The organism is Mucilaginibacter pocheonensis, assembly GCF_031456535.1.
GTDB lineage: Bacteria > Bacteroidota > Bacteroidia > Sphingobacteriales > Sphingobacteriaceae > Mucilaginibacter > Mucilaginibacter pocheonensis.
Genome location: NZ_JAVDUU010000003.1, coordinates 815,010 through 839,919, shown reverse-complemented (window position 1 = coordinate 839,919; position 24,910 = coordinate 815,010). Strand labels below are relative to the sequence as shown.

26 protein-coding genes and 1 other RNA gene are annotated in these 24,910 nt (G+C 41.1%); 9 read left to right on the top strand and 18 right to left on the bottom strand.

Features of this window, described 5'->3' with window-relative positions:
- Nucleotides 1-23: 23 nt before the first annotated feature.
- The 10 genes from J2W55_RS16865 to J2W55_RS16820 form a co-directional block, all read right to left on the bottom strand.
- Nucleotides 24-1,157 (bottom strand): aspartate aminotransferase family protein, encoded by a 1,134-nt coding sequence (locus tag J2W55_RS16865; protein WP_310098158.1) that lies wholly within the window; start codon nucleotides 1,155-1,157, stop codon nucleotides 24-26.
- 147 nt (nucleotides 1,158-1,304) lie between these two features.
- Nucleotides 1,305-2,303 (bottom strand): N-acetyl-gamma-glutamyl-phosphate reductase, encoded by a 999-nt coding sequence (gene argC / locus J2W55_RS16860; RefSeq protein WP_310098155.1) that lies wholly within the window; start codon nucleotides 2,301-2,303, stop codon nucleotides 1,305-1,307.
- The gene (locus tag J2W55_RS16855; RefSeq protein ID WP_310098152.1) at nucleotides 2,281-2,634 is read right to left on the bottom strand and encodes a cupin domain-containing protein; all 354 of its coding nucleotides are present in this window, start codon (nucleotides 2,632-2,634) and stop codon (nucleotides 2,281-2,283) included. Before J2W55_RS16855 ends, argC begins: the two co-directional genes overlap by 23 nt.
- On the bottom strand, nucleotides 2,627-3,829 hold the full coding sequence (argG, locus tag J2W55_RS16850) for an argininosuccinate synthase (protein ID WP_310098146.1): 1,203 nt from the start codon (nucleotides 3,827-3,829) through the stop codon (nucleotides 2,627-2,629). Before argG ends, J2W55_RS16855 begins: the two co-directional genes overlap by 8 nt.
- 98 nt (nucleotides 3,830-3,927) lie before the next feature.
- Nucleotides 3,928-4,569, bottom strand: a complete 642-nt coding sequence (locus tag J2W55_RS16845; protein ID WP_310098143.1) for a GNAT family N-acetyltransferase — start codon at nucleotides 4,567-4,569, stop codon at nucleotides 3,928-3,930.
- A gap of 657 nt (nucleotides 4,570-5,226) precedes the next feature.
- On the bottom strand, nucleotides 5,227-5,733 hold the full coding sequence (locus tag J2W55_RS16840) for a hypothetical protein (RefSeq protein ID WP_310098140.1): 507 nt from the start codon (nucleotides 5,731-5,733) through the stop codon (nucleotides 5,227-5,229).
- A gap of 262 nt (nucleotides 5,734-5,995) precedes the next feature.
- Nucleotides 5,996-6,952, bottom strand: coding sequence for a YpdA family putative bacillithiol disulfide reductase (locus J2W55_RS16835; protein WP_310098135.1), 957 nt, complete (start codon nucleotides 6,950-6,952; stop codon nucleotides 5,996-5,998).
- Between the two features lie 170 nt (nucleotides 6,953-7,122).
- Nucleotides 7,123-7,221: signal recognition particle sRNA small type (gene ffs / locus J2W55_RS16830), an RNA gene on the bottom strand.
- A 97-nt stretch (nucleotides 7,222-7,318) separates the two neighbouring features.
- Nucleotides 7,319-7,909 carry a 2'-5' RNA ligase family protein gene (locus tag J2W55_RS16825; RefSeq protein WP_310098132.1) on the bottom strand — a complete coding sequence of 197 codons (591 nt, stop codon included), beginning with the start codon at nucleotides 7,907-7,909 and terminating at the stop codon, nucleotides 7,319-7,321.
- 11 nt (nucleotides 7,910-7,920) lie between these two features.
- Complete coding sequence (locus tag J2W55_RS16820) at nucleotides 7,921-8,550, bottom strand: 2'-5' RNA ligase family protein (protein ID WP_310098129.1); 630 nt, start codon at nucleotides 8,548-8,550, stop codon at nucleotides 7,921-7,923.
- A 73-nt stretch (nucleotides 8,551-8,623) separates the two neighbouring features.
- On the opposite strand from J2W55_RS16820, the gene dinB reads away from it, so the two are divergent.
- The 4 genes from dinB (at nucleotide 8,624) to J2W55_RS16800 (ending at nucleotide 13,092) form a co-directional block, all read left to right on the top strand.
- Entirely contained in the window at nucleotides 8,624-9,808 is a 1,185-nt protein-coding gene (gene dinB, locus J2W55_RS16815) for a DNA polymerase IV (protein WP_310098126.1), read from the top strand.
- A gap of 324 nt (nucleotides 9,809-10,132) precedes the next feature.
- The gene (locus tag J2W55_RS16810) at nucleotides 10,133-11,350 is read left to right on the top strand and encodes an acyltransferase family protein (RefSeq protein WP_310098122.1); all 1,218 of its coding nucleotides are present in this window, start codon (nucleotides 10,133-10,135) and stop codon (nucleotides 11,348-11,350) included.
- A gap of 3 nt (nucleotides 11,351-11,353) precedes the next feature.
- Complete coding sequence (locus tag J2W55_RS16805) at nucleotides 11,354-12,388, top strand: sensor histidine kinase (RefSeq protein ID WP_310098119.1); 1,035 nt, start codon at nucleotides 11,354-11,356, stop codon at nucleotides 12,386-12,388.
- Between the two features lie 2 nt (nucleotides 12,389-12,390).
- Entirely contained in the window at nucleotides 12,391-13,092 is a 702-nt protein-coding gene (locus J2W55_RS16800; RefSeq protein WP_310098116.1) for a LytR/AlgR family response regulator transcription factor, read from the top strand.
- A gap of 11 nt (nucleotides 13,093-13,103) precedes the next feature.
- Here the strand turns inward: J2W55_RS16800 and J2W55_RS16795 are convergent, their stop codons facing one another.
- Genes J2W55_RS16795 through J2W55_RS16780 form a run of 4 tightly spaced genes read right to left on the bottom strand, consistent with a single transcriptional unit; the run spans nucleotide 13,104 to nucleotide 15,295 of the window.
- On the bottom strand, nucleotides 13,104-13,634 hold the full coding sequence (locus J2W55_RS16795; protein WP_310098113.1) for a GNAT family N-acetyltransferase: 531 nt from the start codon (nucleotides 13,632-13,634) through the stop codon (nucleotides 13,104-13,106).
- A gap of 14 nt (nucleotides 13,635-13,648) precedes the next feature.
- Nucleotides 13,649-14,239 (bottom strand): hypothetical protein, encoded by a 591-nt coding sequence (locus J2W55_RS16790; RefSeq protein WP_310098110.1) that lies wholly within the window; start codon nucleotides 14,237-14,239, stop codon nucleotides 13,649-13,651.
- Nucleotides 14,226-14,723, bottom strand: coding sequence for an RNA polymerase sigma factor (locus tag J2W55_RS16785; RefSeq protein ID WP_310098107.1), 498 nt, complete (start codon nucleotides 14,721-14,723; stop codon nucleotides 14,226-14,228). Before J2W55_RS16785 ends, J2W55_RS16790 begins: the two co-directional genes overlap by 14 nt.
- 44 nt (nucleotides 14,724-14,767) lie before the next feature.
- Complete coding sequence (locus J2W55_RS16780; RefSeq protein ID WP_310098104.1) at nucleotides 14,768-15,295, bottom strand: hypothetical protein; 528 nt, start codon at nucleotides 15,293-15,295, stop codon at nucleotides 14,768-14,770.
- Nucleotides 15,296-15,358: 63 nt separating this feature from the next.
- Here J2W55_RS16780 and J2W55_RS16775 point away from each other — a divergent pair, with 63 nt between their 5' ends.
- The 5 genes from J2W55_RS16775 (at nucleotide 15,359) to rpmA (ending at nucleotide 18,615) form a co-directional block, all read left to right on the top strand.
- Nucleotides 15,359-16,732 (top strand): dicarboxylate/amino acid:cation symporter, encoded by a 1,374-nt coding sequence (locus J2W55_RS16775; RefSeq protein ID WP_310098102.1) that lies wholly within the window; start codon nucleotides 15,359-15,361, stop codon nucleotides 16,730-16,732.
- A gap of 45 nt (nucleotides 16,733-16,777) precedes the next feature.
- Nucleotides 16,778-17,200: a four helix bundle protein gene (locus J2W55_RS16770; protein WP_310098099.1), complete on the top strand. Its 423-nt coding sequence runs from the start codon at nucleotides 16,778-16,780 to the stop codon at nucleotides 17,198-17,200.
- A gap of 39 nt (nucleotides 17,201-17,239) precedes the next feature.
- Nucleotides 17,240-17,746 (top strand): hypothetical protein, encoded by a 507-nt coding sequence (locus J2W55_RS16765; protein ID WP_310098096.1) that lies wholly within the window; start codon nucleotides 17,240-17,242, stop codon nucleotides 17,744-17,746.
- A gap of 75 nt (nucleotides 17,747-17,821) precedes the next feature.
- Nucleotides 17,822-18,130: a 50S ribosomal protein L21 gene (rplU, locus tag J2W55_RS16760; protein ID WP_090467954.1), complete on the top strand. Its 309-nt coding sequence runs from the start codon at nucleotides 17,822-17,824 to the stop codon at nucleotides 18,128-18,130.
- Nucleotides 18,131-18,180: 50 nt separating this feature from the next.
- Entirely contained in the window at nucleotides 18,181-18,615 is a 435-nt protein-coding gene (rpmA, locus tag J2W55_RS16755) for a 50S ribosomal protein L27 (protein WP_310098075.1), read from the top strand.
- 390 nt (nucleotides 18,616-19,005) lie between these two features.
- Here rpmA and J2W55_RS16750 read toward each other — a convergent pair whose 3' ends face one another.
- The 4 genes from J2W55_RS16750 to J2W55_RS16735 form a co-directional block, all read right to left on the bottom strand.
- Nucleotides 19,006-19,980 (bottom strand): polyprenyl synthetase family protein, encoded by a 975-nt coding sequence (locus J2W55_RS16750; protein WP_310098072.1) that lies wholly within the window; start codon nucleotides 19,978-19,980, stop codon nucleotides 19,006-19,008.
- Nucleotides 19,981-20,065: 85 nt separating this feature from the next.
- Nucleotides 20,066-22,201, bottom strand: coding sequence for a ribonuclease R (rnr, locus tag J2W55_RS16745; protein WP_310098069.1), 2,136 nt, complete (start codon nucleotides 22,199-22,201; stop codon nucleotides 20,066-20,068).
- A 179-nt stretch (nucleotides 22,202-22,380) separates the two neighbouring features.
- Nucleotides 22,381-24,093, bottom strand: coding sequence for an ABC transporter ATP-binding protein (locus J2W55_RS16740; RefSeq protein WP_310098066.1), 1,713 nt, complete (start codon nucleotides 24,091-24,093; stop codon nucleotides 22,381-22,383).
- A gap of 2 nt (nucleotides 24,094-24,095) precedes the next feature.
- Nucleotides 24,096-24,803, bottom strand: a complete 708-nt coding sequence (locus J2W55_RS16735; RefSeq protein ID WP_310098063.1) for a 3'-5' exonuclease — start codon at nucleotides 24,801-24,803, stop codon at nucleotides 24,096-24,098.
- Nucleotides 24,804-24,910: the final 107 nt, after the last annotated feature.

Here is a 24,910-nt window from a genome sequence, read left to right as displayed (position 1 = left end):
TAGCCCGGATATTTAATAGCGAATTATTGATTCAATACATTTACAAAAGCCTCTAAAAATCTATCGGCATGTGCTTTGGTTAAATTTAAAGCGGGTAATAGCCTTACTACATTAGGTTTAGCCTCGCCGGTAAAAATATGATGTTTAAATAAAAGCTCTTTTCGCACATCTGATAATTCCTCGGGTAATTCAATACCGATCATCAAACCTCTGCCGCGTACTTCTTTAACCTGTTCAAGCTTTTTGATTTCTTTAATCAGGTATTCACCAATTGTAGCGGCATTTTGCATCAGGTTATCCTGTTCCATAACTTCCAATACGGCTAAGCCCGCAGCGCATGCCAAATGGTTGCCACCAAAAGTAGTACCAAGCATACCATAAGCAGGCTGTATCTTAGGCGAAATAATGATACCACCAACAGGGAAACCATTACCCATGCCTTTGGCCATGCTGTAAATATCGGCATTAACAGAGGCAAAGTCCTGCGAGAAAAATTTACCGGTACGACCATAACCGCATTGTACCGAATCGGCTATGAAAACCGCGTTGTGCTGATCGCAAAGTGTACGGATTTTTTGCAGGAAACTTTCCGGAGCAACCTGTATGCCGCCTACGCCTTGTATCCCTTCAATAATTACTGATGATATTTCGTTTCCATGATCGGTAAAAGTCTGCTCTAAAGCAGTTTCATCGCCCCATGGTAAAAATATTACATTGTCAGTTTCATTTATTGGCGCAACAATCTTTGGGTTATCAGTTACAGCAACAGCCAGCGAGGTACGACCATGAAACGCTTTTGTAAAAGCGATAACCTTTTTTTTGCCATTGTAAAAAGAAGCCAGTTTTAGCGCGTTCTCATTAGCTTCGGCGCCTGAGTTGCACATAAACAACTGGTAATCTTCCTTGCCCGACACCTTGCCTAATTTGGCAGCCAGTTCTTTTTGAATCGGTATCTCAATGGAATTGGAGTAAAACCCCAATTGGTGCAATTGGTCTTCCAGGCGTTTTACATAATGAGGATGGGTATGGCCAATGGATATTACGGCGTGACCGCCATACATATCAAGGTACTCAGTGTCATGATTATCATAAACCAGGCTGCCCTGGCCTCTTACTATATTTATTGGATTGATTGGGTATACGTTGAATAAGTTCATGTTAGTAGCTAAAAGCTTAAGGCCAAGGCACAAAGCTTTTGTTTTATAAGTGATTTAACAGGCCAATCGGCATGGCCTTTACTTGGTTGATTGTTATACTCGTTTGGTTTACGGCTCCTGCTTTTGGCTTTAAACTTTTGCTCTTAGCTAAAATGCAGTCGCCTTAAGTCGCAATCCTGCGCGCTCGTCCAGGCCAAATAACAAGTTCATGTTTTGTACTGCCTGACCGGAGGCACCTTTAAGTAAATTGTCTAATATGCTTATTATTAATAATTTGCCATCATGCTTGGTAACCTGCAGGAAACATTTGTTGGTGTTTACGATCTGCTTAAGGTCGATATTACGATCGGTTACATGCGTGAATGGATCGCCGGCGTAAAAATCCTGGTAAAGCTTAAGTGCAGCTTCGGCACTCAGGTCGCTATCGGTATATATAGACGCTATGATACCCCTGGTAAAATCACCACGATAAGGGATGAAATTTATTGCTTTATTAAATCCGTTTTGTAACTGTTTTAACGATTGGCCAATTTCATTTAAGTGTTGATGATTAAATGCTTTATAAACCGACAGGTTGTCATTACGCCAGGTAAAGTGGGAGGTAGGAGCTAAACTTTGCCCCGCACCGGTAGAACCCGTTGTAGCGGCAACATGCACCTCCTGATTTAATAACCCTTTGGCGGCCAACGGTAACAGGCCTAATTGCAGGCAGGTAGCAAAGCAACCAGGGTTAGCAATGTTATCGGCAGTTTTTATAGCTTCGCGATTTAGCTCGGGCAGGCCGTATACGAAATTTTTATTTTTGAATTTTGAGTTTTGAGTTAACCTGAAATCCTGGCTAAGATCTATGATCTTGATATGATCGGGGATATTATTTGCTTCCAGGAATTTTTTGGCATCGCCATGGCCCACACACAGGAACAGTACATCAATTGCAAACGATAGCTCGCCCGTAAAGCGCAGGTTTGTGTCGCCAAAAAGGTCGGTATGCACCTCATAAATATGATTGCCGGTATTGCTGTTGCTATGAACAAAAGCAATTTCCACGTTGGGGTGATTGATCAGGATGCGCAGCATCTCGCCCCCGGTGTATCCGGCGCCGCCAATGATGCCTGCACGTACCTTATTTAATGTTGATCCTGTCATTGTTTGTTGATGGATAAGAATATAAAATAAATTCCAGGTCGGTCCGGTCGTTGTTACTGATAAAATGTTTTTGACCCGGCAAAATTTCAATGCCTTGTTCGGGCTTTAACTCGGTGACGTTGCCATCAACAGAAAAAGTAGCCCGACCTTTTAAAATAAAAAACACTTGCGTGGCTTTTTCATGATAATGAAGTTGTTCGGCTGTATCTGGCGGCATTAATTCCTGCTTTACCGATAATGTTTCGGTGTCAATAAAAGTCCAGCCGTGACAATCATCGCCCCAGTTATAGTGCTCCAAACAATCACCTTTTGAAAAAGCCGTCTTAATCATTTTTAGCCTGATTATTTACCTTGTGATAGATCATTACCTGGTTGCCAAATATTTTGGAGAAGCCTTTTACATCCTCGCCCGACCAGGCATTGTTCATTTCGCCGTAGCTGCCAAATTTGTTCGACATCAGATCATGATCAGACTCAATTCCGATCACCTGGAAACGGTATGGATTCAGCTGTACAAATACTTTACCGCTTACGTTTTGTTGGGTGTCAGTTAAAAAAGCTTCTATATTACGCATAATGGGGTCATGGAATTGCCCTTCATGTAACCAGTTACCATAAAATGCGGATAATTGGTCTTTCCATGACAGCTGCCATTTAGTGAGCACATGTTTTTCCAGTGTATGATGTGCTTTAATGATAACCATTGGCGCGGCAGCTTCAAAGCCCACGCGACCCTTAATGCCAATAATAGTATCGCCAACGTGAATATCACGACCGATACCATAAGGCTGGGCGATAGCCTGCAACGCCTGTATAGCTTTTGTCGGGTGATCGAATTTTTCGCTGTCAATACCTACTAATTCTCCTTTTTCAAAAACCAACTCCAAGTTTTTAGCTTCAGATTCGGTAACCTGGGTAGGCCAGGCCTCTTCAGGCAAGCCCAAATTTGAGGTAAGTGTTTCTTTACCACCTACAGATGTACCCCAGATACCTTTATTGATAGAATACTTTGCTTTTTCAAAGTTCATATCAACTCCATGTTTTTTCAGGTATTCAATTTCTTCCTCGCGGCTCAGTTTCAGATCGCGGATAGGGGTGATGATCTGCACCTCGGGTACAAGGATGTTAAAGATCATATCAAAACGTACCTGGTCGTTACCGGCTCCGGTGCTGCCATGAGCTACAAACTCGGCACCAATTTCTTTGGCATAGTTAGCAATTGCGGTAGCCTGACTTACACGCTCGGCACTTACCGAAAGGGGATAAGTGTTGTTTTTTAAAACATTGCCATAAATTAAAAAGCGTACACAGGTGTTGTAAAAGTTTTTAGTTTCATCAACCACATGATGCGATGTAACCCCCATTTTGTAGGCCCGTTCTTCAACGCCTTTTAATTCCTCGTCGCTAAAACCACCGGTATTTACAATAACAGAGTGTACTTCATAACCAAGATCCTGTGTTAAATATATACAGCAAAAAGAGGTGTCTAATCCGCCGCTATACGCTAATACTACTTTTTTCTTCATTCTTTGTTGGGCTTGAAGCTGAAAGCAAAAGGCTTAAAGCTTTTATGTTTTAAAATATTTTTTTGGTGATCTGCTTAAACCTTATGGTTTCAGCATTCTTAATCCTGTCCTATTCTTTTTTTAATGGCATTTTCAATACGCTCGAGCAAGGTAGCTTTATGCGTAATTCTTTTCATTTTTTCTTCGTCCTGCTTTTGTTTCTCGGCCGGATCAAACAGCATGGCAGTGCACATGCAGTTTTTGCGTTCTTTACTGGTTAATATATCATAGTTAACGCAGCTTTTGCAGCCGGCCCAAAAGTTTTCGTCCTGGGTAAGTTCAGAATAGGTAACCGGTTCATACCCCAGTTCTGAATTGATTTTCATTACAGCCAATCCGGTTGTAAGGCCGAAAATTTTCGCGTTGGGATATTTGGTTCTGGAAAGCTGGAAAATGCGGTGTTTAATAGCTTTTGCCAAACCAGCTTTGCGGAATTGGGGATTAACAATAAGGCCTGAATTGGCTACAAAATCGCCATGGCTCCATGTTTCAATATAGCAAAAACCAGCCCAGGTGCCGTCTTTATGTAAAGCTATTACGGCTTTACCTTCCAGCATCTTATTTGCAACATACTCTGGCGAGCGTTGTGCAATACCCGTACCACGGGCTTTTGCCGACTCGGCCATTTCATCGCATATCTGTGCGGCATAATCTACATGCTGGGCAGTAGCAACCTTAATATCAAAATCTTGTATGGTCATTTAAAAATGGATATTACCGTAAATTAATTGGCTTAACAGCCGTAATAATTAGATGGTTTTTTTAAAAAGAAGTTTAAAAACTTTCTTTTTTGAGGGATTCAGGATAGTAAATTAAATCAAACCCGTGGCATATAGGGCCTTCGTCGGGAAGGGCAGCATAAAAAAACAGTTGAAACCAAAGCAGCGGCAGCCGGAGCAAATTTTGCTCTTATTGCGGGCTTATTTAAGCTTTGTAGATTCATTTTTTAATGGTATTACTGTGTTTTTAATTTGGGTGCAAATTATTGCATAAATTTTTACTTATGCAAGAAAAAAATGATTTAATAACGTTAAGATTATATTCAGTTTTTGGGGCAGTGTATTTTGGAGTCTAAAATATCAAAGATGCCCGTTGTAATCATGAGGCTTTTTAAAGCTATATTTTAACATAAATCAACTTAAAACAGCTCACGGTCTGATCAAAAAGAATTCAAAAAAGTATAAAAAAATGCATGTTGACATCAATTTTAACACTTTTTGTTGATCCTTTTTAAAATTTAAGAAGTTTTAACTCACCGGCATATAACATACTGTTTAAATGTCCATTTGTTTTTTTATTCCAGGGGTACTTAAATAAACACAGCCCGGCTCTCTGGATAAAAGAGGACCGGGCTGTGATCACCAAAATATACTTAAAGTTTTTGCATGGTAAAATTTTGCCTCTCTGCCGAGGACGCAGGAAAAGTGATGCGATCTTTTTTTTTCTTCAAACTTATCCAAAGTGAACTTTAATTTTCTTTCGGGGTCTTGTACGCTTTGGGCAAGCAGGGTAACCTTACCATCTTTCCCTTCAATGGTAAGTGTATAATCTTTTTCGCCGCCACCATCTTCGTCACTAATGGTAGTATTGATAACTGATTTTCCCTCTTTAAAGGGAGCGGTCCAGTTGCAGGTGTTTGATTTGATAACTCCCGTGAGGGTTTGTTTCCCATTCTCAATAACAACGGAGATCTTTGATTTATTTATTTCAATTGCCGTTTGCTCATCTACGGCTCTGCCTAAATTACCATCGGCATCAAGATGTTCAGTTCTTGAGGAAGTCAGGATCAGGGTTTTGTCGCACTGGGCGAAACAAACTGTACTGCCGGTTACCAGCAGTAGCAGTGCAAGAAGGGTTGATTTCATAATTTTTACTTTATAGATTTTAAAATATAAATAAAGATACTTGTTTTATATGGTATTATGCAATACATAGTACTATTTTATTTAAATTAAAACTATAATCGTTTTATAATGAGTATTTAAATTAACTTAACTAAATATTTTATTAAGGTCAACGGGCAGAATTAACCCTTTTTTGCAGATGAATTATACGCATGAAAGCACCATATAATTAATGCCTGATACATAGGTGAAGCTTAAGCCACGCCACAAGTTGAGGTGCTTTTTATCCTTTAGCCACAATGTCGTTAATGATCATATCGGCATGGATGCGGGAGTTTTCAATAAACCACAAATGGGTATCCAAACCACCGCAAACAACCCCGGCCAGATATAAACCGGGCTGGTTGGTTTCCATGGTTTCGTGGTTATATTGAGGTATAAATTTATCCTCAGACAAAATAATACCCAGTTTTTTAAGAAAATCAAAATTAGGCTTATAGCCCGTCATGGCCATTACATAATCATTAGGAATGGTAATTAAGCCGTCGGGAGTTTGAATATCCACCTCATGCTCACGGATAGCCTGAAGATTGGAGTTAAAATATGCTTTGATGCTGCCTTCCTTTATCCGGTTTATAATATCGGGCCGTACCCAGTATTTAACCCGGTTGCTCACCTCAGCGCCGCGGATCACCAGGGTAACCTCAGCGCCTTTGCGGTAAGTTTCAAGTGCTACATCAATGGCCGAGTTACTGGAGCCAACAACTACTACCTTTTGCAGGGTGTAGTAATGCGGGTCCTGGTAATAGTGTTTAACCTTTGGCAAATCTTCGCCCGGGATATCCAGGTTAACGGCAATATCATAAAAACCGGTTGAAAGTATTACCCTTTTAGCCTGATAAGTTGCCTTGCTGGTGGTTATTGTATAAGCGTCATCCTCTTTTGTAACTTTAGTAACTTCCTCAAACAAATTAACAGGCAAGTTATGTGACAGGGCAACCCGGCGGTAATACTCCAATGCATCAGCACGAGTAGGTTTATTATGCACGGTTACAAAAGGTATGCCGCCAATTTCCAGTTTCTCGGACGTGGAGAAAAAGGTCATGGTTGAAGGATAGTTGTATAAAGAGTTGACCAGGCAGCCTTTTTCTACGATAATAAAACTTAAACCGGCCTTTTGAGCAGCCAAACCACAAGCCAAACCAATTGGGCCACCGCCAATAATGAGGATATCGAGCATGTTGCGAAGATAATCAGTTTATAAAAAAGAAGTAATACGGGAATTGAATTTTGACCCGGGAATGTCGAACTAACTTCGTTCCTCATCTCAATGATAACTTATTTTACTTGCTGAAAAACCAATGGAGTGAAATGAAGCCCCGACTGCAAATTCAAAATTTAGGGCATAAAAAAGGGTAAGCTACTTTTATCGCGCCGCTCAACTCTCTACCCTTGCTGTATTCCTACCCTGGGGGAGTTCAAGAGGAGCTGGCCGTAAAAGACTTACCCCGGCGCAAATATAGAAAAAGGTTTGTTTATGGTTAATAAATTGTTAAAAAACTTAAAAGGTTACTGTTTAGATATTTACACCTTTTGCCGGCCAAATTCAATTAAAACCGGCATGTGAAAGCGCCGCTTTTTTACCAAAAGGGATCTTTTTATGTACTTTGTAACGGTCATGTTTGTTATCACTTTCTTTTTCCAATATGGTTAGGCAGTCGGCCTCAAATGTGTCATTATATTCCAGTTTTTGAAAACGCGGCCATAGTATATTAAATGTTTCTGTAGAAACCCGGCCGGCAATGGTAATATGCGGATTGAGCCGCCTGCTCCTCATTCGTAAGGCCGTTTTAATGTTGTCAAACCATTCTCCTGTTTTTTTGTCAAGCTCAATAGCCGCGTATATGGTTCTGAAATTTGATCCGTGGGTAAAAAAGTCAAACCCCCGTATTTTCAGGTCGTGCCGTGGTATGGTTTTAATTTTAAAGCTAACCATTTCATAAAAGGGGGTAAGCAATAATGGCTTGCGGGTAACCTGGTCAACTTTATCTGTAATTATTTCAATAGAAATATGCGCCTCAGCGTGCATCCCCGGAAATTTCCCGATGTGCTTAACACATGCAGATTTGAATGATCTGATCTTCTCATTTACATGTTCAGGTACTGCAATAACGGTTAAAAAATCGCTGTTGTTCATGATAGGCTTGATTAAAAAAGGTTAAACTGATCCGGAAAATAATTTTCAGCGGCGGCTTGTTTATTAATAATTGCTTCGGCCGTATTTGCTGTATTTTTAATGTTTTTAAATTCAAAGGTTTTAAATGCTGTCCACTGCGGCGATGGTGCAAATGTTTCGCGTTTAAGCATTTTCAACTCTTTTATCCAAAATGGCTCAACCAGTTTTTTATGCCTGAAATGCGGCCACAAAAGGTTAAAGTCGCCCTCTGGAATATCTCTTGTAATTGTGATATGAGGTACAATGGCTTTCTTCACGTGCAGTGACCTTTTTAACAGAGTAAACCATTCATCAACCGCCGGCGTAATCCTTATATGCGCATATATGGTCATTTGGCCATGCAGATGCGTAAAATATTTAAACCCATCCAAATGCAACAGAACAGGCGGCAACGCAGCCAGGCTTTTTTCCATCCGTGTAACATTGGTTTGTGCCATGAATGGTTTTTGACGTTCCAAGTGCTGAATGGAAATATGCGCCGGGGAGTCCATGCTTTTATAATTGCCAATTAATTTAGCTGATGCTTTTTTATACCGGGCAATTTCATTTTTCACCGTTGCAGGAGGCGAAAGCAGCATTAAATAATCTTCATACATATTCATGGCGCGTGGTTTTTGATAAAACAAAAATGCTAATATTTTTAGTAAAATACTAAATTTATTTTCATATTTGTATATGAATTTTAAGCGGCATATCGTACATATTGACCTTGATTCATTCTTTGTATCGGTTGAGCGTAAGTTTAACCCCGATCTCATTGGCAAACCGGTGATCATTGGCGGCTCGGCCGAACGGGGGGTAGTAGCCTCGTGCAGCTACGAAGCGCGTAAATACGGTATACATTCGGCCATGCCTACTCGGCAGGCTTTAAAGCTTTGTCCGCATGCTATTGTGATACATGGTACCCACGGCCGGTATTCGGATGCATCCCGCGAGGTTACACAGATCATCCATAACTCGGTACCGCTTTATCAAAAAACCTCGGTTGATGAATTTTATATCGACCTTACCGGGATGGATCGTTTTCATGATTGTTACCAGGTAGCCACCAATCTGCGCCAAAAAGTGATCAGGGAAACCGGGCTGCCTATATCATTTGGCATGGCATCCGGCAAAACTGTGGCAAAAATGGCTACCAATGAGGCCAAACCCAACGGACAGCTTTTTATTAAACATGGTGAAGAACTGCAGTTTTTAGCTCCCCTGAACATTGGCAAAATACCGGGCCTGGGTAAAAGCACCTGCCAAAAACTTTATCAGTATGGCATCGAAAAAATAGGCGACCTGCAGAAAACAAATATCCGCTTCCTGGAAGCCATTTTTGGTAAAGCGGGCAGATACCTGTGGGAAAAGGCACATGGTATTGATGATGGTGAAATACTTCCGTATTCCGACCGTAAATCAATATCAACAGAGCGTACTTTCAGTAATAATGTAAATGATCTGCGTACACTGGAAACTACCCTGGTATCAATGACCGAAGAATTGTCGGGCAAGCTGCGCAGGGAAAACAAGCTGTCATCATGCATGGCTATCAAAATACGTTATGCCAATTTTGAAACCCATACCCAGCAGCAAAAAATTGCCCTTACCGCGGCCGAACATATTTTAATTCCAGGCGTAAAAAATCTGCTTAAGAAAGCATGGAACCAGCACCGGCCGATACGGCTGATAGGCGTGAGGCTGAGCGACCTGTGCAGTGGGAGCTACCAGATCAATTTATTTGAGGATAATGAGGAGCGCATCAGGCTTTACCAGGCTATGGATAGCATAAACTTTAAGTTTGGCGATAAAACCGTTTGCCGGGCCGCCGGAATGGAAATCGGCACCCGCAATTTTAATCCTTTTTTAAAAGACTGATCGCCTATTGATGTGATTATTCTTTGTGATATTGATGAACAATATCCTGAAACAATAAAACCTGCTTTATGTGAATAGTATCACTTCAGGGACTTATTGTATTGGCTGAGGTTTTGCTCAAGCGATTGACCTTTGCCTGCAGATGTGGTTGACCGGGTTTGGAAGAAATGCCCGTAAAGAACGGTTTTATAAAAGTAACCTTGTCCGTATTCCCCTGCAAAAAAGGTTCATTTACTGCCAATGGTCACCATAACATTGCCATTGGTCAAAATAATTATACCAGGCGATATGCTGTTGCTTCTTTTGAATAAAAAAGAAAACAACATGGAAACTTCACAACGTCAAACGTACCTGGACTGGTTAAGGATATTATCCATTGCAGGGGTATTAATTCTGCATTCAGCCATGCCTTATGCCGAGGGCGAGATCTGGCACATAAGGGATAAAGAAACCAGCACATTGCTTTTATATACGGTTGGTTTCCTGCATCTGTTCCGCATGCCATTGCTGTTTTTTATCAGCGGTACGGTAAGCTATTATATGATGCAGCGCAGGAGCGCGTTAAGCTTTATCAAGCTCCGTTTTACACGCTTGTTTATTCCTTTGCTGGTGGGTATATTTATTATAGTACCGCCGCAAATTTATATGGAACGGCTGGCGCATGGGTTTACCGGTAATTACTGGGACTTTTATAAAACTGTATTTGAGTTTGTGCCATATCCGCAGGGTGGCAGCTTTAGCTGGCATCACTTATGGTTTATTGCGTATCTGTTTATATATGACCTGGTGTTCGCCCCGTTTTTTATGTGGATGATATCTGATAAAAGTAAGGGTGTTAAACAAGCCTTGCACCGTTTAAGTAAAGGTAAGCTGGTATATCTCCTGGCTATCCCTTCAATAATATGGTACGCGCTGCTCAGCAAAAAACTTCCCGAAACTGCCGACCTTGTACATGATGGCTGCTATTTTGTTTACTGGTTGTTTTTTGTGCTGGCGGGCTTTATCTGCATCCTGGTGCCGTCGCTAATGGATAGCCTGCAGCGTAACCGGCGTTTTGCCATTGGTGTTGGCTTTGTATTCCTGCTCATGAACTATTATGTATGGCTTAACGATGCCAGGCTGCCTATGATACCCGAGTCAATATGGCCGTTTTTCTCCGTAGCCATGCGCCCTGTTATTGCCTGGGGATGGATGCTGGGCTTTATAGGGTACGGCAAACAATACCTGAACCGGCCGCACCGCAGTTTAAATTATTTAAACCAGGCCGTGTATCCGTTTTATATCCTTCATCAAACGGTAATTGTTATTTTAGCCTATTATATTACAAAGGCAGCCGGCGATACCGTTATCATGAAATACATTTATACAGTAGGGGTAACCTTATTTATTACCATGGGCATTTACCATCTTTTTATAAAACCGTACCCGGTAATTGGTTTTTTGTTTGGTATGAAACCTGTAACTGCTGCTAAGAAAAAAGCAGCGCAGGAACCAGCCAGAATAATGATAATGAAAGAACAGTTAACCGAAGCCACCGCTTAAAAGATGACAACCAAACGCATATTGAAAAGTATTTTCCCCGCAGTTTATGGCCTCATTGTTTATGCCACCATAAGGCTGCTGCAGGATACTGAAACCGGTTTTCATTTCTGGGTAAGGCCAATGCTGCTCACTTCTATGGAAATTGTGTTAAGCATAGTTGTTGGTTATTTGAATATATACATGATCAACCGGGTGTGTAACCTGAATGATCAGCGGCAGTCTGCATATAAATTAACATCATCATTATTATGGCGGGAAATATTGACGGTGGCCTTGCTGAATACCATCACGGTAAATTTATTTTTTACCCCTTTAACCGCTTTTACAGGTGATGGCTTGTCATGGGCCGATCTGGCAAGTATTAATGTAGTGCCCTTGTTATATACACTTATTTATTACGGTGTTATCCGCAGCGGCAGGTTCCTTACAGCATATGTGCAGCACCAACTGCTGGTTGAAAAGCTAACCACCGATCAGCTGGAAACAGAATTGAAGTTTTTAAAGGCGCAGTATCATCCGCATTTTTTGTTCAACGCGTTAAATACCATTTATTTTCAGATGGACGATGATGTACCGGGCGCCAAAAAAAGTACAGAATTGCTTTCCAGCCTGCTGCGGTACCAGCTTTATGACCAGCAGCAGCAGGTATCGGTAAGGCAGGAGCTGGAGTATCTTGAAAATTATATCCAGCTTCAAAAAATACGGGCAAGTAAAAAAATGCGCTTAACTATAAATTTTGATGAGAAGTTGGCCGATCAGCAGGTTTATCCTTTACTTTTATTGCCCCTGGTTGAAAATGCCTTTAAATACGCAGGCGGAAAATATGTGATCGATATTGTTGCCAAAGCTACGGCCGACGGGATCTTGTTCAAGGTTTATAATGATATTCCGGGTCAGATAAAACCGTCTGATAATTATGGCGGCATCGGTCTGGAGAATTTAAAAAGGCGCCTGCATTTACTTTATCCCGGCAAACACAGGCTGGTTGCCGGCGCCCACGAAAATAGTTATATAGCAGAACTGGAATTAAAATTTTAAAGATGACGCCAATCAGTTGCATTATTACCGATGATGAACCCTTTGCACGGAAAGGTTTGGAAGGATATGTGGTTAAAACAGGATTTTTTGACCTGAAAGCACAATGTGAAGATGCCATGGAACTTGGTGCTGTGCTGATGCAGCAGCCGGTTGACCTGCTGTTCCTGGATATACAAATGCCTCATTTAAATGGGGTAGACTTTATAAGATCATTGCCAAACCCGCCTAAAGTAATTTTTACCACTGCTTTTAAAGAATATGCCACCGATGGTTTTGACCTTGATGTGCTTGATTATTTGTTAAAGCCAATTTCTTTTGAGCGCTTTATGAAAGCCGCATTTAAGGCTAAAGATTATTTTGAGCTGAGGGATAACAGCAGTATAGCCGAGTATCTGTTTGTAAAAAGCGACGGAAAGCTTGAAAAGGTAATATTTGACGAGGTGCTGTATATAAAAGGGATGGAAAACTATGTAGAGATACATACGCATAACAGAAAGATCATCACCCATAGCACGCTGAAAGGCTTTGCCGATAAGCTGCCTAACCGCAAATTTTTACAAACTCATAAATCATACATCGTTGCTCATGGTAAAATTACCTCCATTGAGGGCAATATGCTCCATGTGGGCCAGCACCAGGTTCCCATCAGCAGGCAACTGAGGGAGCAGGTAATACATTCCCTTATCAATCAAAACAAATTATGAGCTCAAAATACTTAGGCGGTTATTTCCTTTTTCATTAACAGGTCGGTTTGCTTATCGCCGCCCAGCATAAACGGATGGCTGCCAAATGTTTTGAATCCGTGCTTTTCATAAAAGCTGATGGCTTTATGATTGTGTTCCCAAACGCCCAGCCAAACATAGTCAAGCGCGTTATCCTTTGCTGTTTGTATGGCAAAGTTTAATAACAGATGGCCAATTTTTTTGCCGTGATGTTCAGCTAAAACGTAAATACGTTCCACTTCGAGCGAAGGGGTGTTGTGAAGTTCGGTTTGGGCGCTCCCAAAATTTATTTTCAGATAGCCGGCTATCTGGTTATTTAGCATAGCAAAATAAAAATGCGAATCGGGATTGCTGATCTCGGCCTGTATTTTTTGCGGAGTGAATGCAGTAGCGGCATAGGCCTCCATGTTGGCACGGTCGTTTAAATGCCCAAAAAAATCAAAAAAAGTTTTTTTACTAAGGTTAAGCAGGGTGTCGGCATCAGCCAAAGTAGCTTTTTGGATGATAATAGGATGATGGGTCATTAAATTACTGAATTTTAGTTGAACTGCTCTTTAAGGCGTACCAGTCTGTCAATCATCAGGTTAAGCTTTTCTTCCTCATTTTTGAACATGCGCGGTTTTAAATAAAATGTGGTGAACAAAAACCATATTACCGTTGAGCCATAAATAATCAGTTTAAAAAGGGTTGATGTGGTTTCCAGCACTTCAATGAGGTATAAGGCAAGGCCAGCGCTGATGAGTAGGGTGTATATGTAATAGAACCAGCCAACTACTTTGGTCCTGTTTTTTTGGTATGCCTTAAGGCTGTCCAGATATTCAGTTGGGTTTAGCGTGGCATCGCGCTTGCTAAGTATGTGATAATGCCTCACAATGAGCGACAGGTACATGAGCATAGTGACCAGCACAATTAATATACCCACTGTGGTTACCCACGATTTAAAGGCCAGGAAAAATGTAATGATAAATGCAAATATGGTTATCACCACCATGGCTACTATACTCCAGTATAACTTTGTAGTTATGCCGCGAATCCCCTTCTTTACCTGCTTCAGCACCTCGTCAACTGAAAGCTGATCTGGTTTTGGCTGTCCCTGCCAAACCGACATCAAATGATCAAAGTCTTTCATACTGGTTATATAATTCTGTTAATTTTTGTTTTATACGATAAATCTTCACCCTCAGGTTTCCTTCTGATATACCCGAAATTTCTGCTATTTCGGGGTATGGTACCTCATCGAGCACCATTGTAATTATAATTCTTTCTGATTCTTCGAGCTTTGAAATTGATTTGTACAGCAAAGCCACCTGCTCGTTTTTATCCGATAGTTCTTCTCTTTTGGTTTCAGCTATTTGTGGAGTAAGCTCGTCTTTAGCCTGTCGTTTTTCTGATCGTAAATAGGTTAAGCAAGTATTAACGGCAATACGGTATATCCAGGTTGATATCATGGCCTGGTTACGGAACTTTTCTAAATTTTGCCAAACCTTTAAAAAGGTCTCCTGCAAAAGGTCATTCGCGGCATCGTCATCGCCGGTATAGCCATAGCATAAATGGAATATCTTTTTAGAATTAGCCTCATATATTTGCTTGAATGCTGCTTCTTTGTTGGCCACAGTGTTAATAGATTTTTTATTTAGATGTTAAGTTTTGCTGTATGTTACAACTGGTAATCATTCTTTTTAAACCAGGCGAGTTTTTTTTCGGCATCGGCAAGTACGGCGTTGTAATTTTCCAGGTAATCAAATTGCAGGTCTTCATGCAGCTTACTTATTAAGTTCTTTATTTTTTCTACCTGCCTGGTAAATATAAGCCTGATGGGTTTGTACGCTGTGCGCCTGTCTGCATATTCGAGGTAATTACTGCAAAAATTCAAAAGCAATTCTATCTCAGCCTGTTTTGATCCGGTAAATTTAGTGTATTTGCCAAGCAGCCTTAAAATTTTGCGCATCCCTTTCGCGGCATGATAACTTAACGCCGGTAACTGGCTGAACATAAAACCGGCTTCGCCCTTCACTTTTTCAACAAAGGCAGCTTCATCATAAGCCTCAAATAATAAATAGGCCAGCAGCTCTTTATTCTCTTTTTTATATCGTGCCAAACGGAGCAGTAATTCAGTTAATTGCTCATGCGGCAAGTGCTGAATTTCCTTCTTTATATGCTGTAATCCGTAAGTAGTGATGTTCATGTGTGTTTAAATATTTTACCAAAATATTAAATAGTTGTAGTTTAGCGCCCTGCAATCAACTATATGCCCAAAAAAAGTAACCTTACACTCTACATTTTTATTGCACTTGTAATAGGTGTAATAACCGGCTACATTTACAATGTACGGGTAATTAATACGATCAACTTAAATATTAATACCGCCGATGCTCAAATAAAAGCCATAAATACAAAATTGGTTTTATTAAAAGACAGTACCACGGCTGATTATGCGGCACTACAAGCTCAAAAAGTACAACAATTAAAGATCAGTAAAGATAATAATTCTATCCGCGAGGATAAACTGGAAGGATTTACCATTTTAAGCGATATATTTTTAAGGCTGATAAAAATGATCGTGGCGCCCCTTGTTTTCACAACCCTGGTGGTAGGGGTGGCCAAAGTGGGAGATATTAAAGCTGTTGGCCGCATTGGCGGTAAAACCATGTTATGGTTTTTGAGTGCTACCTTAGTTTCGTTATTACTGGGGATGCTTTTAGTGAACCTGTTTGAGCCGGGAAAAGTGATGCACTTACCGTTACCTAACAGTTACTTAAGTACCGGTATTAAGAAGTCGGCATTATCATTAACCGATTTTATAGCGCATGTTTTTCCAAGAAGCTTTATTGAGGCCATGGCCAATAATGAGATATTACAGATCGTTGTGTTTTCGTTATTTTTTGGGGTAGCTACGGCAGCCATAGGCGAGCAAGGTAAGATCGTTATAAAAGCAATGGACGCCATAGCCCATGTTATATTAAAAATAACAGGTTATGTAATGAAGATGGCCCCCATAGCGGTTTTTGGAGCAATAACCGCGGTTATTGCCAAACAGGGATTGGGGGTTTTATCTACCTACGGCATTTTCATCGGTGAATTTTATTTTTCACTGGTCATGCTTTGGCTTATTATTATTTTTGCCGGGTTTATTGTATTGCGCAAGCCGGTATTTAAGCTGGTAAGCAATATAAAAGATGCAATGCTGATAGCATTTAGTACATCAACAAGTGAGGCCGCTTACCCGAGGGTACTTATTGAGCTGGAAAATTTTGGATGCAGCAACAAAATTGTGAGTTTTGTATTGCCTTTAGGTTATTCATTTAATCTCGACGGATCAATGATGTATATGACCTTTGCCTCGCTGTTCCTGGCACAATCGTATGACATTCATTTGTCTTTCGGGCACCAGCTGTCTATGCTGCTTGTATTAATGCTTACGAGCAAAGGCGTGGCGGGGGTTCCGCGGGCTTCGCTGGTAGTAATTGCGGCAACACTGTCAATGTTCAATATACCCGAAGCCGGTTTGTTCTTACTGATAGGGATTGATCCTTTACTGGATATGGGACGGTCGGCAACCAACGTTTTGGGTAACGCCATGGCCACAGCGGTGGTAAGTAAATGGGAGGGAGAGCTGAAATAATTATTGATTTATTGAATTAATGAATTATTGATTTTTAAAAACGCTATGGCTAATAATGATAGGATTGCATTTGCGGAGATGTTTAAAAATCGCACAAAAAAGTTCGTTATTGATAACATCAAATTTTTTAAAACCTTGCCTAAAACGGAAGAGGCAAAGATTATAGGCAGGCAGTTATTAAGATCGGCTTCTTCAGTTGGTGCTAATTATCGGGCAGCCTGCAGGGCAAGGTCTCAGGCAGAGTTTCACGCAAAACTTTCAATTGTAGTTGAAGAAGCAGATGAATCAGCCTTTTGGATGGAAGTACTTATTGAAGCTGAGATTGTTAAATTGTCAGATTTAGCTTCTTTAGTAGATGAAGCAAACCAAATTCTTAAAATTGCCTCCGCATCAAGAAAGACAGTATCAATCAATAAGACATTGCCAAGCTCAAAAGAATCAAAACTTAACAATTCAACAACTGAATAATTCAATAACTCAATAATTCAATAACTCAATAATTAACATATGTCTGATCGTTCCAAAAAGATATTTTTCGCACTGGTTGTTATCGTGCCGTTTTTAATTTACTGCTTCTATTATTATGGCATGATGATCAAAAATGCTCCCTACAGGTTTTCTGATTTCGATTCGATGTCAATCCAGTATGGTCCGGTAGATAGCCTGGTTAATAAGTATGATTCTAAAACAGGTGATTATCAGTACGTGAATAAGCGCGACTCGCTTGTGAAAATGCACCTCAGACTTACTCAGGATGACCTGCTTTACCTTCACCGCAAGGCGGCCGACCTTGGTTTCTGGGATTTCCCGGCAAACGAGCTTGCTGATACTGCAAAAGGGAGAAAAGACAAATCGATACGTTACATAATTGAGTTTAAATACAAAAAGAAAAGTAAAAGGGTTGTATTTGACAGCGAATATGTTGGCGATCCGCGGTTAATTGATGCTAATAAAAATTTAATAAAGGAAATTGAACAAAGTTTGCTGACCGCAGAGGAACGGCTAAAAAAATAAAAATATGGTATGTTGTTTATTAAATAATCAATCCCTATATTTGCACCTCGAATTTTAAAACAATAATTAACAAACATGTACGCAATAGTAAGTATAGCCGGACAGCAATTTAAGGTTGCAAAAGACCAGCAGATCTTTGTACACAGGTTACAGGGTGATGAAGGCGCTAGTATTGAATTTGACAGTGTATTGTTAGCAGAAAACGAAGGTAAATTCAAATTAGGTTCTGATTTGAAAGGCGCTAAAGTATCGGCTAAGATCGTGTCTCATTTAAAAGGTGATAAAGTGATCATCTTCAAAAAGAAAAGAAGAAAAGGTTACAAAAAGAAAAACGGTCACCGTCAACAGTTTACCAAGATCGAGATCACCGGTATTACATTATAATTAAAGTTTAAACCGGAGTTGTTCTTCAATTCCATAAAAGATATTAAGAAATGGCACACAAAAAAGGGGCCGGTAGTTCCAGAAACGGCCGTGAGTCGCATAGCAAACGTTTAGGTATCAAAATTTTCGGTGGTCAGCCAGCTATTGCAGGTAACATCATCGTTCGTCAGCGTGGTACTAAACACAACCCGGGCGTTAACGTAGGTATCGGCAGGGATCATACATTGTTCGCATTAGCTGATGGACAAGTTATCTTCAGAAAAAAAGCTGATAACCGTTCATACGTTTCTGTAGTTCCGTTTGAAACAGCACCTGTTGCTGAGGTTGCAGCTCCTGCACCTAAAGCAAAAGTTGAAAAGAAAGCTGTTGAAGCAGCCGCTCCGGTAGCTGAAACTGCGGAAGCAGCACCAAAAGCTAAAAAAGCAGCAGCACCAAAAGCAAAGAAAGAAGAAGCAGACGCTGAAGAAGCAACACCAGCTGAGTAAGTAGTTTAATTCAAATAGATAAAAAAAGCCCTGATCAATTTGATCAGGGCTTTTTTTATGTCCGTACCCCAGGGATTAAAGAATTGTCATGATTAAAAATGAAGTCATGCCGAATTTGTTTCGGCATCCCATTATTAAGGTTGTATAACAAGCATGCTAACCTCCTGAGAGTTCCCGAAACAAGTTCAGGATGACCTGAACTGTTTTTCCGTGATTGACACCCTGTTATTAAGATAAAGAATTGTCATGATTGAAAAATGAAGTCATGCCGAACTTGTTTCGGCATCCCATCACTAAGGTTGTATAACAAGCATGCTAACAGTCCTGAGAGATCCTGAAACAAGTTCAGGATGACCTGAACTGTTTTTTTCGTGATGGCAACTAAGTTTCTTAATATTCCCTTACCAGCAAACTATCGGCAAACTGCCTCAGGTATTGCCTGCGCTCTTCGGGCAGGTTAATATTATCAAGGGCGCCAAATGCTTTATCAGCGTAAGTTTGCATAGCATCTTCGGCACTTTGCCTTATGTGTAGTTGGTTATATATATCAGTTACGGCGGTTACTTTATCGCGTGCATCAAATTGCTGCAATGTAAGCCAACTGTTCAGTTCTATAGCCTGCGCATCTTTGGCCTGTTCAAGAGCTTTAATGAGCAGATAGGTTTTTTTATTCGATATAATGTCACCGCCCACCTGCTTGCCAAACTTGTCGGGGTCGCCGTACACATCCAATATATCATCCTGCAATTGAAAGGCTATGCCCAGGTTAACACCAAAATCATACAGCAATTGCGCGTCGGTCAATAGAGCACCGCCTATAATGGCGCCTATCTTAAGGGTGCCTCCCAATAATACAGCGGTTTTAAGCCTGATCATGTTCAGGTACTCATCAATATTAACATCATCGCGCTGTTCAAAGCTCATATCAATTTGCTGGCCTTCGCATACACCGGTGGCTGTTTCGTTAAATACATCCATTACCCGGCGTAAAATAGCATCATCAACCTGCATCATCAGCTTGTTCGATTCTACCATCATAGCATCGCCGGAGAGTATGGCTACATTAGCGTTCCATTTCTCATGTACAGTTACCCTGCCACGGCGCAATGGGGCTTTATCCATGATGTCATCATGCATCAGCGTGAAATTATGAAAAACCTCAATGGCCATAGCCGGCTCAATAGCGTTTTCTACATCGCCGCCAAAAAGGTCACAAGCCATAAGCAGTAGTGCCGGGCGCAGGCGTTTACCGCCCAAAGCCAATATGTAGCCTATTGGCTCATATAATTCAGCAGGTTGTTCAGGGAAGGTCAATTTATCAATAGCTTCACTTATCAATGCCTGCAGATCTGTAAGTTTCTTCATTTTATTTATCAAGTAGCTGATTGAGATGGTGCCTGACGAATGAGTGATTGACCCTCAATCAAACCGTGCTCTTTCAACTAAAATATTATTCCTGTACTAACGAAAAATCAATCTGCTTTTTGGTGAGGTCAACATTTTTTACTTTGATCCTTACTTCGTCACCCAGTTGATAAATTTTCTTTTTGCGCTGCCCAATAATGGCATAATTCTTTTCGTCCAAAGTGTAAAAATCGTCAGATATATCACGCAGGCGAATCATACCTTCGCATTTATTTTCGATGATCTCTACATACATACCCCATTCTGTAACGCCCGATATGATGCCCGTGAATATGTTGCCAACCTGGTCTTTCAAATATTCGGCCTGTTTGTATTTTACAGAAGCACGCTCAGCATCAGCGGCCTTTTTCTCCATTTGCGAACTATGTGAACATAGCTTTTCGTAATGTTCAGCATTGGCCGAGTGGCCGCCGTTCAGGTAATGAAAAAGCAACCGGTGCACCATCACATCCGGGTAGCGGCGAATAGGAGAAGTAAAGTGGGTATAATGGTCAAACGCAAGCCCGTAGTGGTTGGTAGTTTTGGTGGTATAAATAGCCTTGGCCATTGACCGTATGGCCAGTTGGGTAAGCACATTCTGCTCTTTTTTACCTTCTACATCATCCATCAAAAAATTTAATGACTTTGCCGTTTCCTTGTCTGATTTGGTATTGATCTTATATCCAAACCTGGCTGCAAACTGGGCAAAGTTGGCTAAAGCATCGGGCTTAGGCGAATCATGGGTACGATACACAAAAGTATATTTATGCTTGCCTTTGCCCATTTTGCTTACATGTTCGGCCACTTTACGGTTGGCCAAAAGCATAAAATCCTCAATTAGCTTGTGTGCATCTTTACGTTCTTTCACATAAACGCCAATGGGCTTACCACGTTCATCAAGCTTGAATTTAATTTCTGTGGCTTCAAAGCTAATAGCACCGTTTTTAAATTTACGCTCGCGCAGTTTATGCGCCAGTTCGTTTAATTTTAATATTTCGGTTACAAATTCGCCCTCTTTATTTTCAATCACCTCCTGCACTTCTTCATATGTAAAGCGCCTGTCCGAAAAAATAACCGTTTTACCATACCATTCGGTAATGATGTGGGCGTTTTCATCCAGTTCAAAAACAGCCGAGAAGCAAAGTTTTTCTTCTTTAGGCCGTAAGGAGCAAAGGCCGTTTGATAAGCGCTCGGGTAGCATGGGTATTACCCTGTCTACCAGGTAAACTGATGTGGCACGCTCCAAAGCTTCCTTATCTAAGGCCGAATCAGGAGCGATGTAATGCGATACGTCGGCAATATGAACGCCTACCTCATAATTACCATTGTCTAATATTTTAAAAGACAAGGCATCATCAAAGTCCTTAGCATCAAAAGGGTCAATGGTAAATGTAGTTATGTTTCTGAAATCGCGCCTTTTGGCTATTTCTTCTTTAGTGATAACCTCTGAAATTTCGTCCGCTTCATGCTCTACCTCGGCCGGGAACGATAGGGGGAAACCATATTCCGCAAGGATAGCGTTCATTTCCGTATCGTTTTCGCCCTGGGCTCCAAGTATTTGTTTGATGCGCCCTATGGGGTTTTTAGCTTCAGCAGGCCAGTCGGTAATTTCGGCCACTGCTTTTATCCCGTTTTTAGCGCCGTTGAGCTCACTGATCGGGATAAAAATATCGTGCATCATTTTGCGGTCGTCAGGTATAAAAAAGGCAAAGCGTTCTGATAATTTTACCACGCCTGTAAACTCCATTTTGGCGCGCTGAATGATCTCAATTATTTCACCTTCTTTGCGTTTGCCTTTGCTTTTGGCGTATACATAAACCTTAACCCTGTCGCCATTGAGCGCGTTGCGCAGTTTACGGGGAGCAATAAAAATATCGCTTTCAAATTCATCATCAGTTACAATAAAGGCCGAACCATCATTGGTTAGGTCAACTTTACCTTCAATAAATGTTTTTAGCTCAAGCAGCTGGAATTTACCAGGTGAAAGTTCTTTTAGTACCGATTTTTTTGCTTCGTCTTTTAATATATCAAATATGATCTCGCGCGATTCCGGATCGCGGACATTTAATTTAGCAGAAACCTGTTTATAGTTTAGCGGCGTATTGCCGTTTTGTTCAAATATGTCAAGCACCATTTGAGTAAGCACCTGAACTATGGAAGAATTGTTTTTCTTTTTAGACATACATAAGTATTTATGCAAAGATACGGAATTTGCGTGTTAAGCGATTGGGTTTGGCAACAGAGTGTAAAGATGCAAAGTAGCTAAACCCCGATGTTATTAAGTTAAGAATGAAATTAATAATGAATGCTGAATTTCGAAGATCCAACACCGAAATTTCACCTTCATTAATGATATGCAGATTATCCCTGCGGTATGGATGCTATCAGCCTTTTTGTATAGTCCTCTTTTGGGTTGTAATAAATATCGTCAGGATACCCTGTTTCAACTATCTGGCCCTTATTCATTACCATCATACGGTCTGATATATGTTTAATAACGGCCAGGTCATGTGATATAAAGATATAGGTTAACTTAAACTCCTGCTGCAATTCGCGGATGAGGTTAAGCACCTGTGCCTGTACCGATACATCAAGTGCCGACACCGATTCATCACAGATGATAAATTTAGGCTGCAGGGCAAGTGCCCTTGCTATTACTATCCGTTGCCTTTGCCCGCCCGAAAATTCATGAGGGTAGCGGTTAAAATGTTCAGGTAAAAGGTTTACCCTTTGCAGCAGTTCCAATACTTTTTGTTTACGCCTGGCATTGTTGCTATAAAACTGGTGTACCTGTAACGGTTCCATTAACGACTCACCAACAGTTAGCCGCGGATTTAAAGATGAATAAGGATCCTGAAAAATGATTTGAATATCACGGCGGATTTCCCGAAGATCATTCTTTTTGAGTTTTCCGAGTTCAGTACCTTCAAAACTTACGCTGCCGGCCGTAGGCTCGATTAAACGTAAGATGGTTCGGCCAAGGGTTGTCTTGCCGCAGCCCGATTCGCCAACCAGACCCAGGGTTTCGCCGGGGTAAACATCAAAACTCACATTGTTAACAGCCTTAACCACCTGGCCCGACGGGCCAAATAAACCCCGGTTAACAGGAAACCAGGTTGATAGTCCGTCTATTTTTAATAGGGGTTGTTGCCGGTATAATTCTTTTTTTCTTTCGGCAATTTCGGCTGTTGGATAGTGGTATAAGGCACGGATATGGTCAATAGTAGCCGACTGTGTGTCCGCCTTCATATCAGCGTTAAAGAAATCGGCAATAACGGGAAGCTTTTTCAAATGCTGAGCCGGGGTAGGGCGACAGGCCAGCAACCCTCTTGTATAAGGATGCTGTGGATTTGAGAACAGATCTTTTACCGAAGCTTCTTCTACAATTTCGCCTTTGTACATTACCAGAACACGGTCGGCAATTTCCCTGATTACACCCAGATCATGCGATATGAATATTAAGCTTCTGCAACGGCTGGTTTTCAGGTTGATCAAAAGATCAATGATGGCTTTCTGCACGGTAACATCCAATGCGGTGGTTGGTTCGTCGGCTATCAATAGCTCGGGATTGCAGGAAAGCGCCATGGCTATCATCACCCTTTGCTTTTGTCCGCCTGATATTTGATGCGGATAACTGTCAAATATCGCTTCGGGGCGGGGGAGCTGGACCTCATTAAATAATTCAATGGTTTTCTTTTTAGCCTCGGCTTTGCTTAAACCCAAATGCAGCCGGATAGCCTCAGTAAGCTGAAAACCACAGGTAAGCACAGGGTTAAGGGAGGTCATGGGCTCCTGGAATATCATGGCCATGCGGTTACCGCGGATATGCCGCATTTCCCGCTCGGGCAGGTCATATATATTGGTTTCATTAAGCAAAACCTCACCGCTGATCATAGCCTGGCCTGCATTCAGCAATCGCATCAGTGCCAGTGAGGTTACTGATTTTCCCGAGCCTGATTCACCAACTATACCTATGGTCTCGCCTTTTTTTAAACTGAATGATATGTTCTTTACCGCTTTAAATAAGCCGTTTTGCGTTTTAAAATCAATTGACAGATCATTTACTTTCAGCATTATCAACCTATTATGGTGATGAATTCATCTTTTATCAATTCCTCCCCACGGTAGCGCCTGAGCAGCTGTGCGGTGGCTATTACATCTTTTTGGCAATAGGTGCATATTCTGTCCAGCTGGCCTTCGTTCCAGTAAACGTGGCCAACCATACTGCCGTCAATATCATCTTTTGGGGTAGGGATGTCAAAAATGGCTGTAAGCAGGTTCAGGGATGTGTAGTTTTTATAATCGCCAAATTTCCATAGTTCCATAGTATCTAAATGCGCTATCTCCCATGGTTTTTTACCTGCGATCTGCAACTGCGGCGGAAAAGGCAGCCCATTTATCAAAAGCCTGCGGCAGATGTACGGAAAGTCAAATTCCTTGCCGTTATGAGCGCATAAAACCAGGTTTGCGGGCTGGCTGAAAAGCAAAGCCGAAAACTTGGTCAGTAATTCCTTTTCGTCGTGCCCGGCAAATGATTTTATTCTGAGTCCGGTATCTTTACCGCCGGTAAATATTCCCGCTGATATACAAACTATTTTACCGAATTCGGCCCAGATGCCCGCGCTTTTGTAAAAATTTTCGGCCGTATCATCTTTACGTTGATTTTGGGTTTTTAGCTCCCATAACTTCTGTAAGTGTTCGGGCACCTGATCATGTGTGCTGTATTGCGGCACAGTTTCAATGTCAATTACCAGTAAATTATGCAGATCATACTGCTCAAGCATGTCAATTAAAATTTACGGGCAATATAATTATAGTTTTCAGTTTTGAGTGATGAGTTTTGATTGAAATTAGCGCACGATAAAAAAATTGAACAAATATTACAGATAAA

Coding starts and splice junctions, on each gene's coding strand:
- J2W55_RS16735 (WP_310098063.1), bottom strand. CDS start 24,803: ATGCTTGAGCAGTATGATCTGCATAATTTACTGGTAATTGACATTGAA.
- J2W55_RS16810 (WP_310098122.1), top strand. CDS start 10,133: ATGGAAACTTCACAACGTCAAACGTACCTGGACTGGTTAAGGATATTA.
- J2W55_RS16855 (WP_310098152.1), bottom strand. CDS start 2,634: ATGATTAAGACGGCTTTTTCAAAAGGTGATTGTTTGGAGCACTATAAC.
- dinB (WP_310098126.1), top strand. CDS start 8,624: ATGAATTTTAAGCGGCATATCGTACATATTGACCTTGATTCATTCTTT.
- J2W55_RS16775 (WP_310098102.1), top strand. CDS start 15,359: ATGCCCAAAAAAAGTAACCTTACACTCTACATTTTTATTGCACTTGTA.
- J2W55_RS16770 (WP_310098099.1), top strand. CDS start 16,778: ATGGCTAATAATGATAGGATTGCATTTGCGGAGATGTTTAAAAATCGC.
- rplU (WP_090467954.1), top strand. CDS start 17,822: ATGTACGCAATAGTAAGTATAGCCGGACAGCAATTTAAGGTTGCAAAA.
- J2W55_RS16780 (WP_310098104.1), bottom strand. CDS start 15,295: ATGAACATCACTACTTACGGATTACAGCATATAAAGAAGGAAATTCAG.
- J2W55_RS16750 (WP_310098072.1), bottom strand. CDS start 19,980: ATGAAGAAACTTACAGATCTGCAGGCATTGATAAGTGAAGCTATTGAT.
- J2W55_RS16820 (WP_310098129.1), bottom strand. CDS start 8,550: ATGAATATGTATGAAGATTATTTAATGCTGCTTTCGCCTCCTGCAACG.
- J2W55_RS16800 (WP_310098116.1), top strand. CDS start 12,391: ATGACGCCAATCAGTTGCATTATTACCGATGATGAACCCTTTGCACGG.
- rnr (WP_310098069.1), bottom strand. CDS start 22,201: ATGTCTAAAAAGAAAAACAATTCTTCCATAGTTCAGGTGCTTACTCAA.
- rpmA (WP_310098075.1), top strand. CDS start 18,181: ATGGCACACAAAAAAGGGGCCGGTAGTTCCAGAAACGGCCGTGAGTCG.
- J2W55_RS16805 (WP_310098119.1), top strand. CDS start 11,354: ATGACAACCAAACGCATATTGAAAAGTATTTTCCCCGCAGTTTATGGC.
- J2W55_RS16765 (WP_310098096.1), top strand. CDS start 17,240: ATGTCTGATCGTTCCAAAAAGATATTTTTCGCACTGGTTGTTATCGTG.
- J2W55_RS16795 (WP_310098113.1), bottom strand. CDS start 13,634: ATGACCCATCATCCTATTATCATCCAAAAAGCTACTTTGGCTGATGCC.
- J2W55_RS16825 (WP_310098132.1), bottom strand. CDS start 7,909: ATGAACAACAGCGATTTTTTAACCGTTATTGCAGTACCTGAACATGTA.
- J2W55_RS16835 (WP_310098135.1), bottom strand. CDS start 6,952: ATGCTCGATATCCTCATTATTGGCGGTGGCCCAATTGGTTTGGCTTGT.
- J2W55_RS16790 (WP_310098110.1), bottom strand. CDS start 14,239: ATGAAAGACTTTGATCATTTGATGTCGGTTTGGCAGGGACAGCCAAAA.
- J2W55_RS16865 (WP_310098158.1), bottom strand. CDS start 1,157: ATGAACTTATTCAACGTATACCCAATCAATCCAATAAATATAGTAAGA.
- argG (WP_310098146.1), bottom strand. CDS start 3,829: ATGAAGAAAAAAGTAGTATTAGCGTATAGCGGCGGATTAGACACCTCT.
- J2W55_RS16840 (WP_310098140.1), bottom strand. CDS start 5,733: ATGAAATCAACCCTTCTTGCACTGCTACTGCTGGTAACCGGCAGTACA.
- argC (WP_310098155.1), bottom strand. CDS start 2,303: ATGACAGGATCAACATTAAATAAGGTACGTGCAGGCATCATTGGCGGC.
- J2W55_RS16845 (WP_310098143.1), bottom strand. CDS start 4,569: ATGACCATACAAGATTTTGATATTAAGGTTGCTACTGCCCAGCATGTA.
- J2W55_RS16740 (WP_310098066.1), bottom strand. CDS start 24,093: ATGCTGAAAGTAAATGATCTGTCAATTGATTTTAAAACGCAAAACGGC.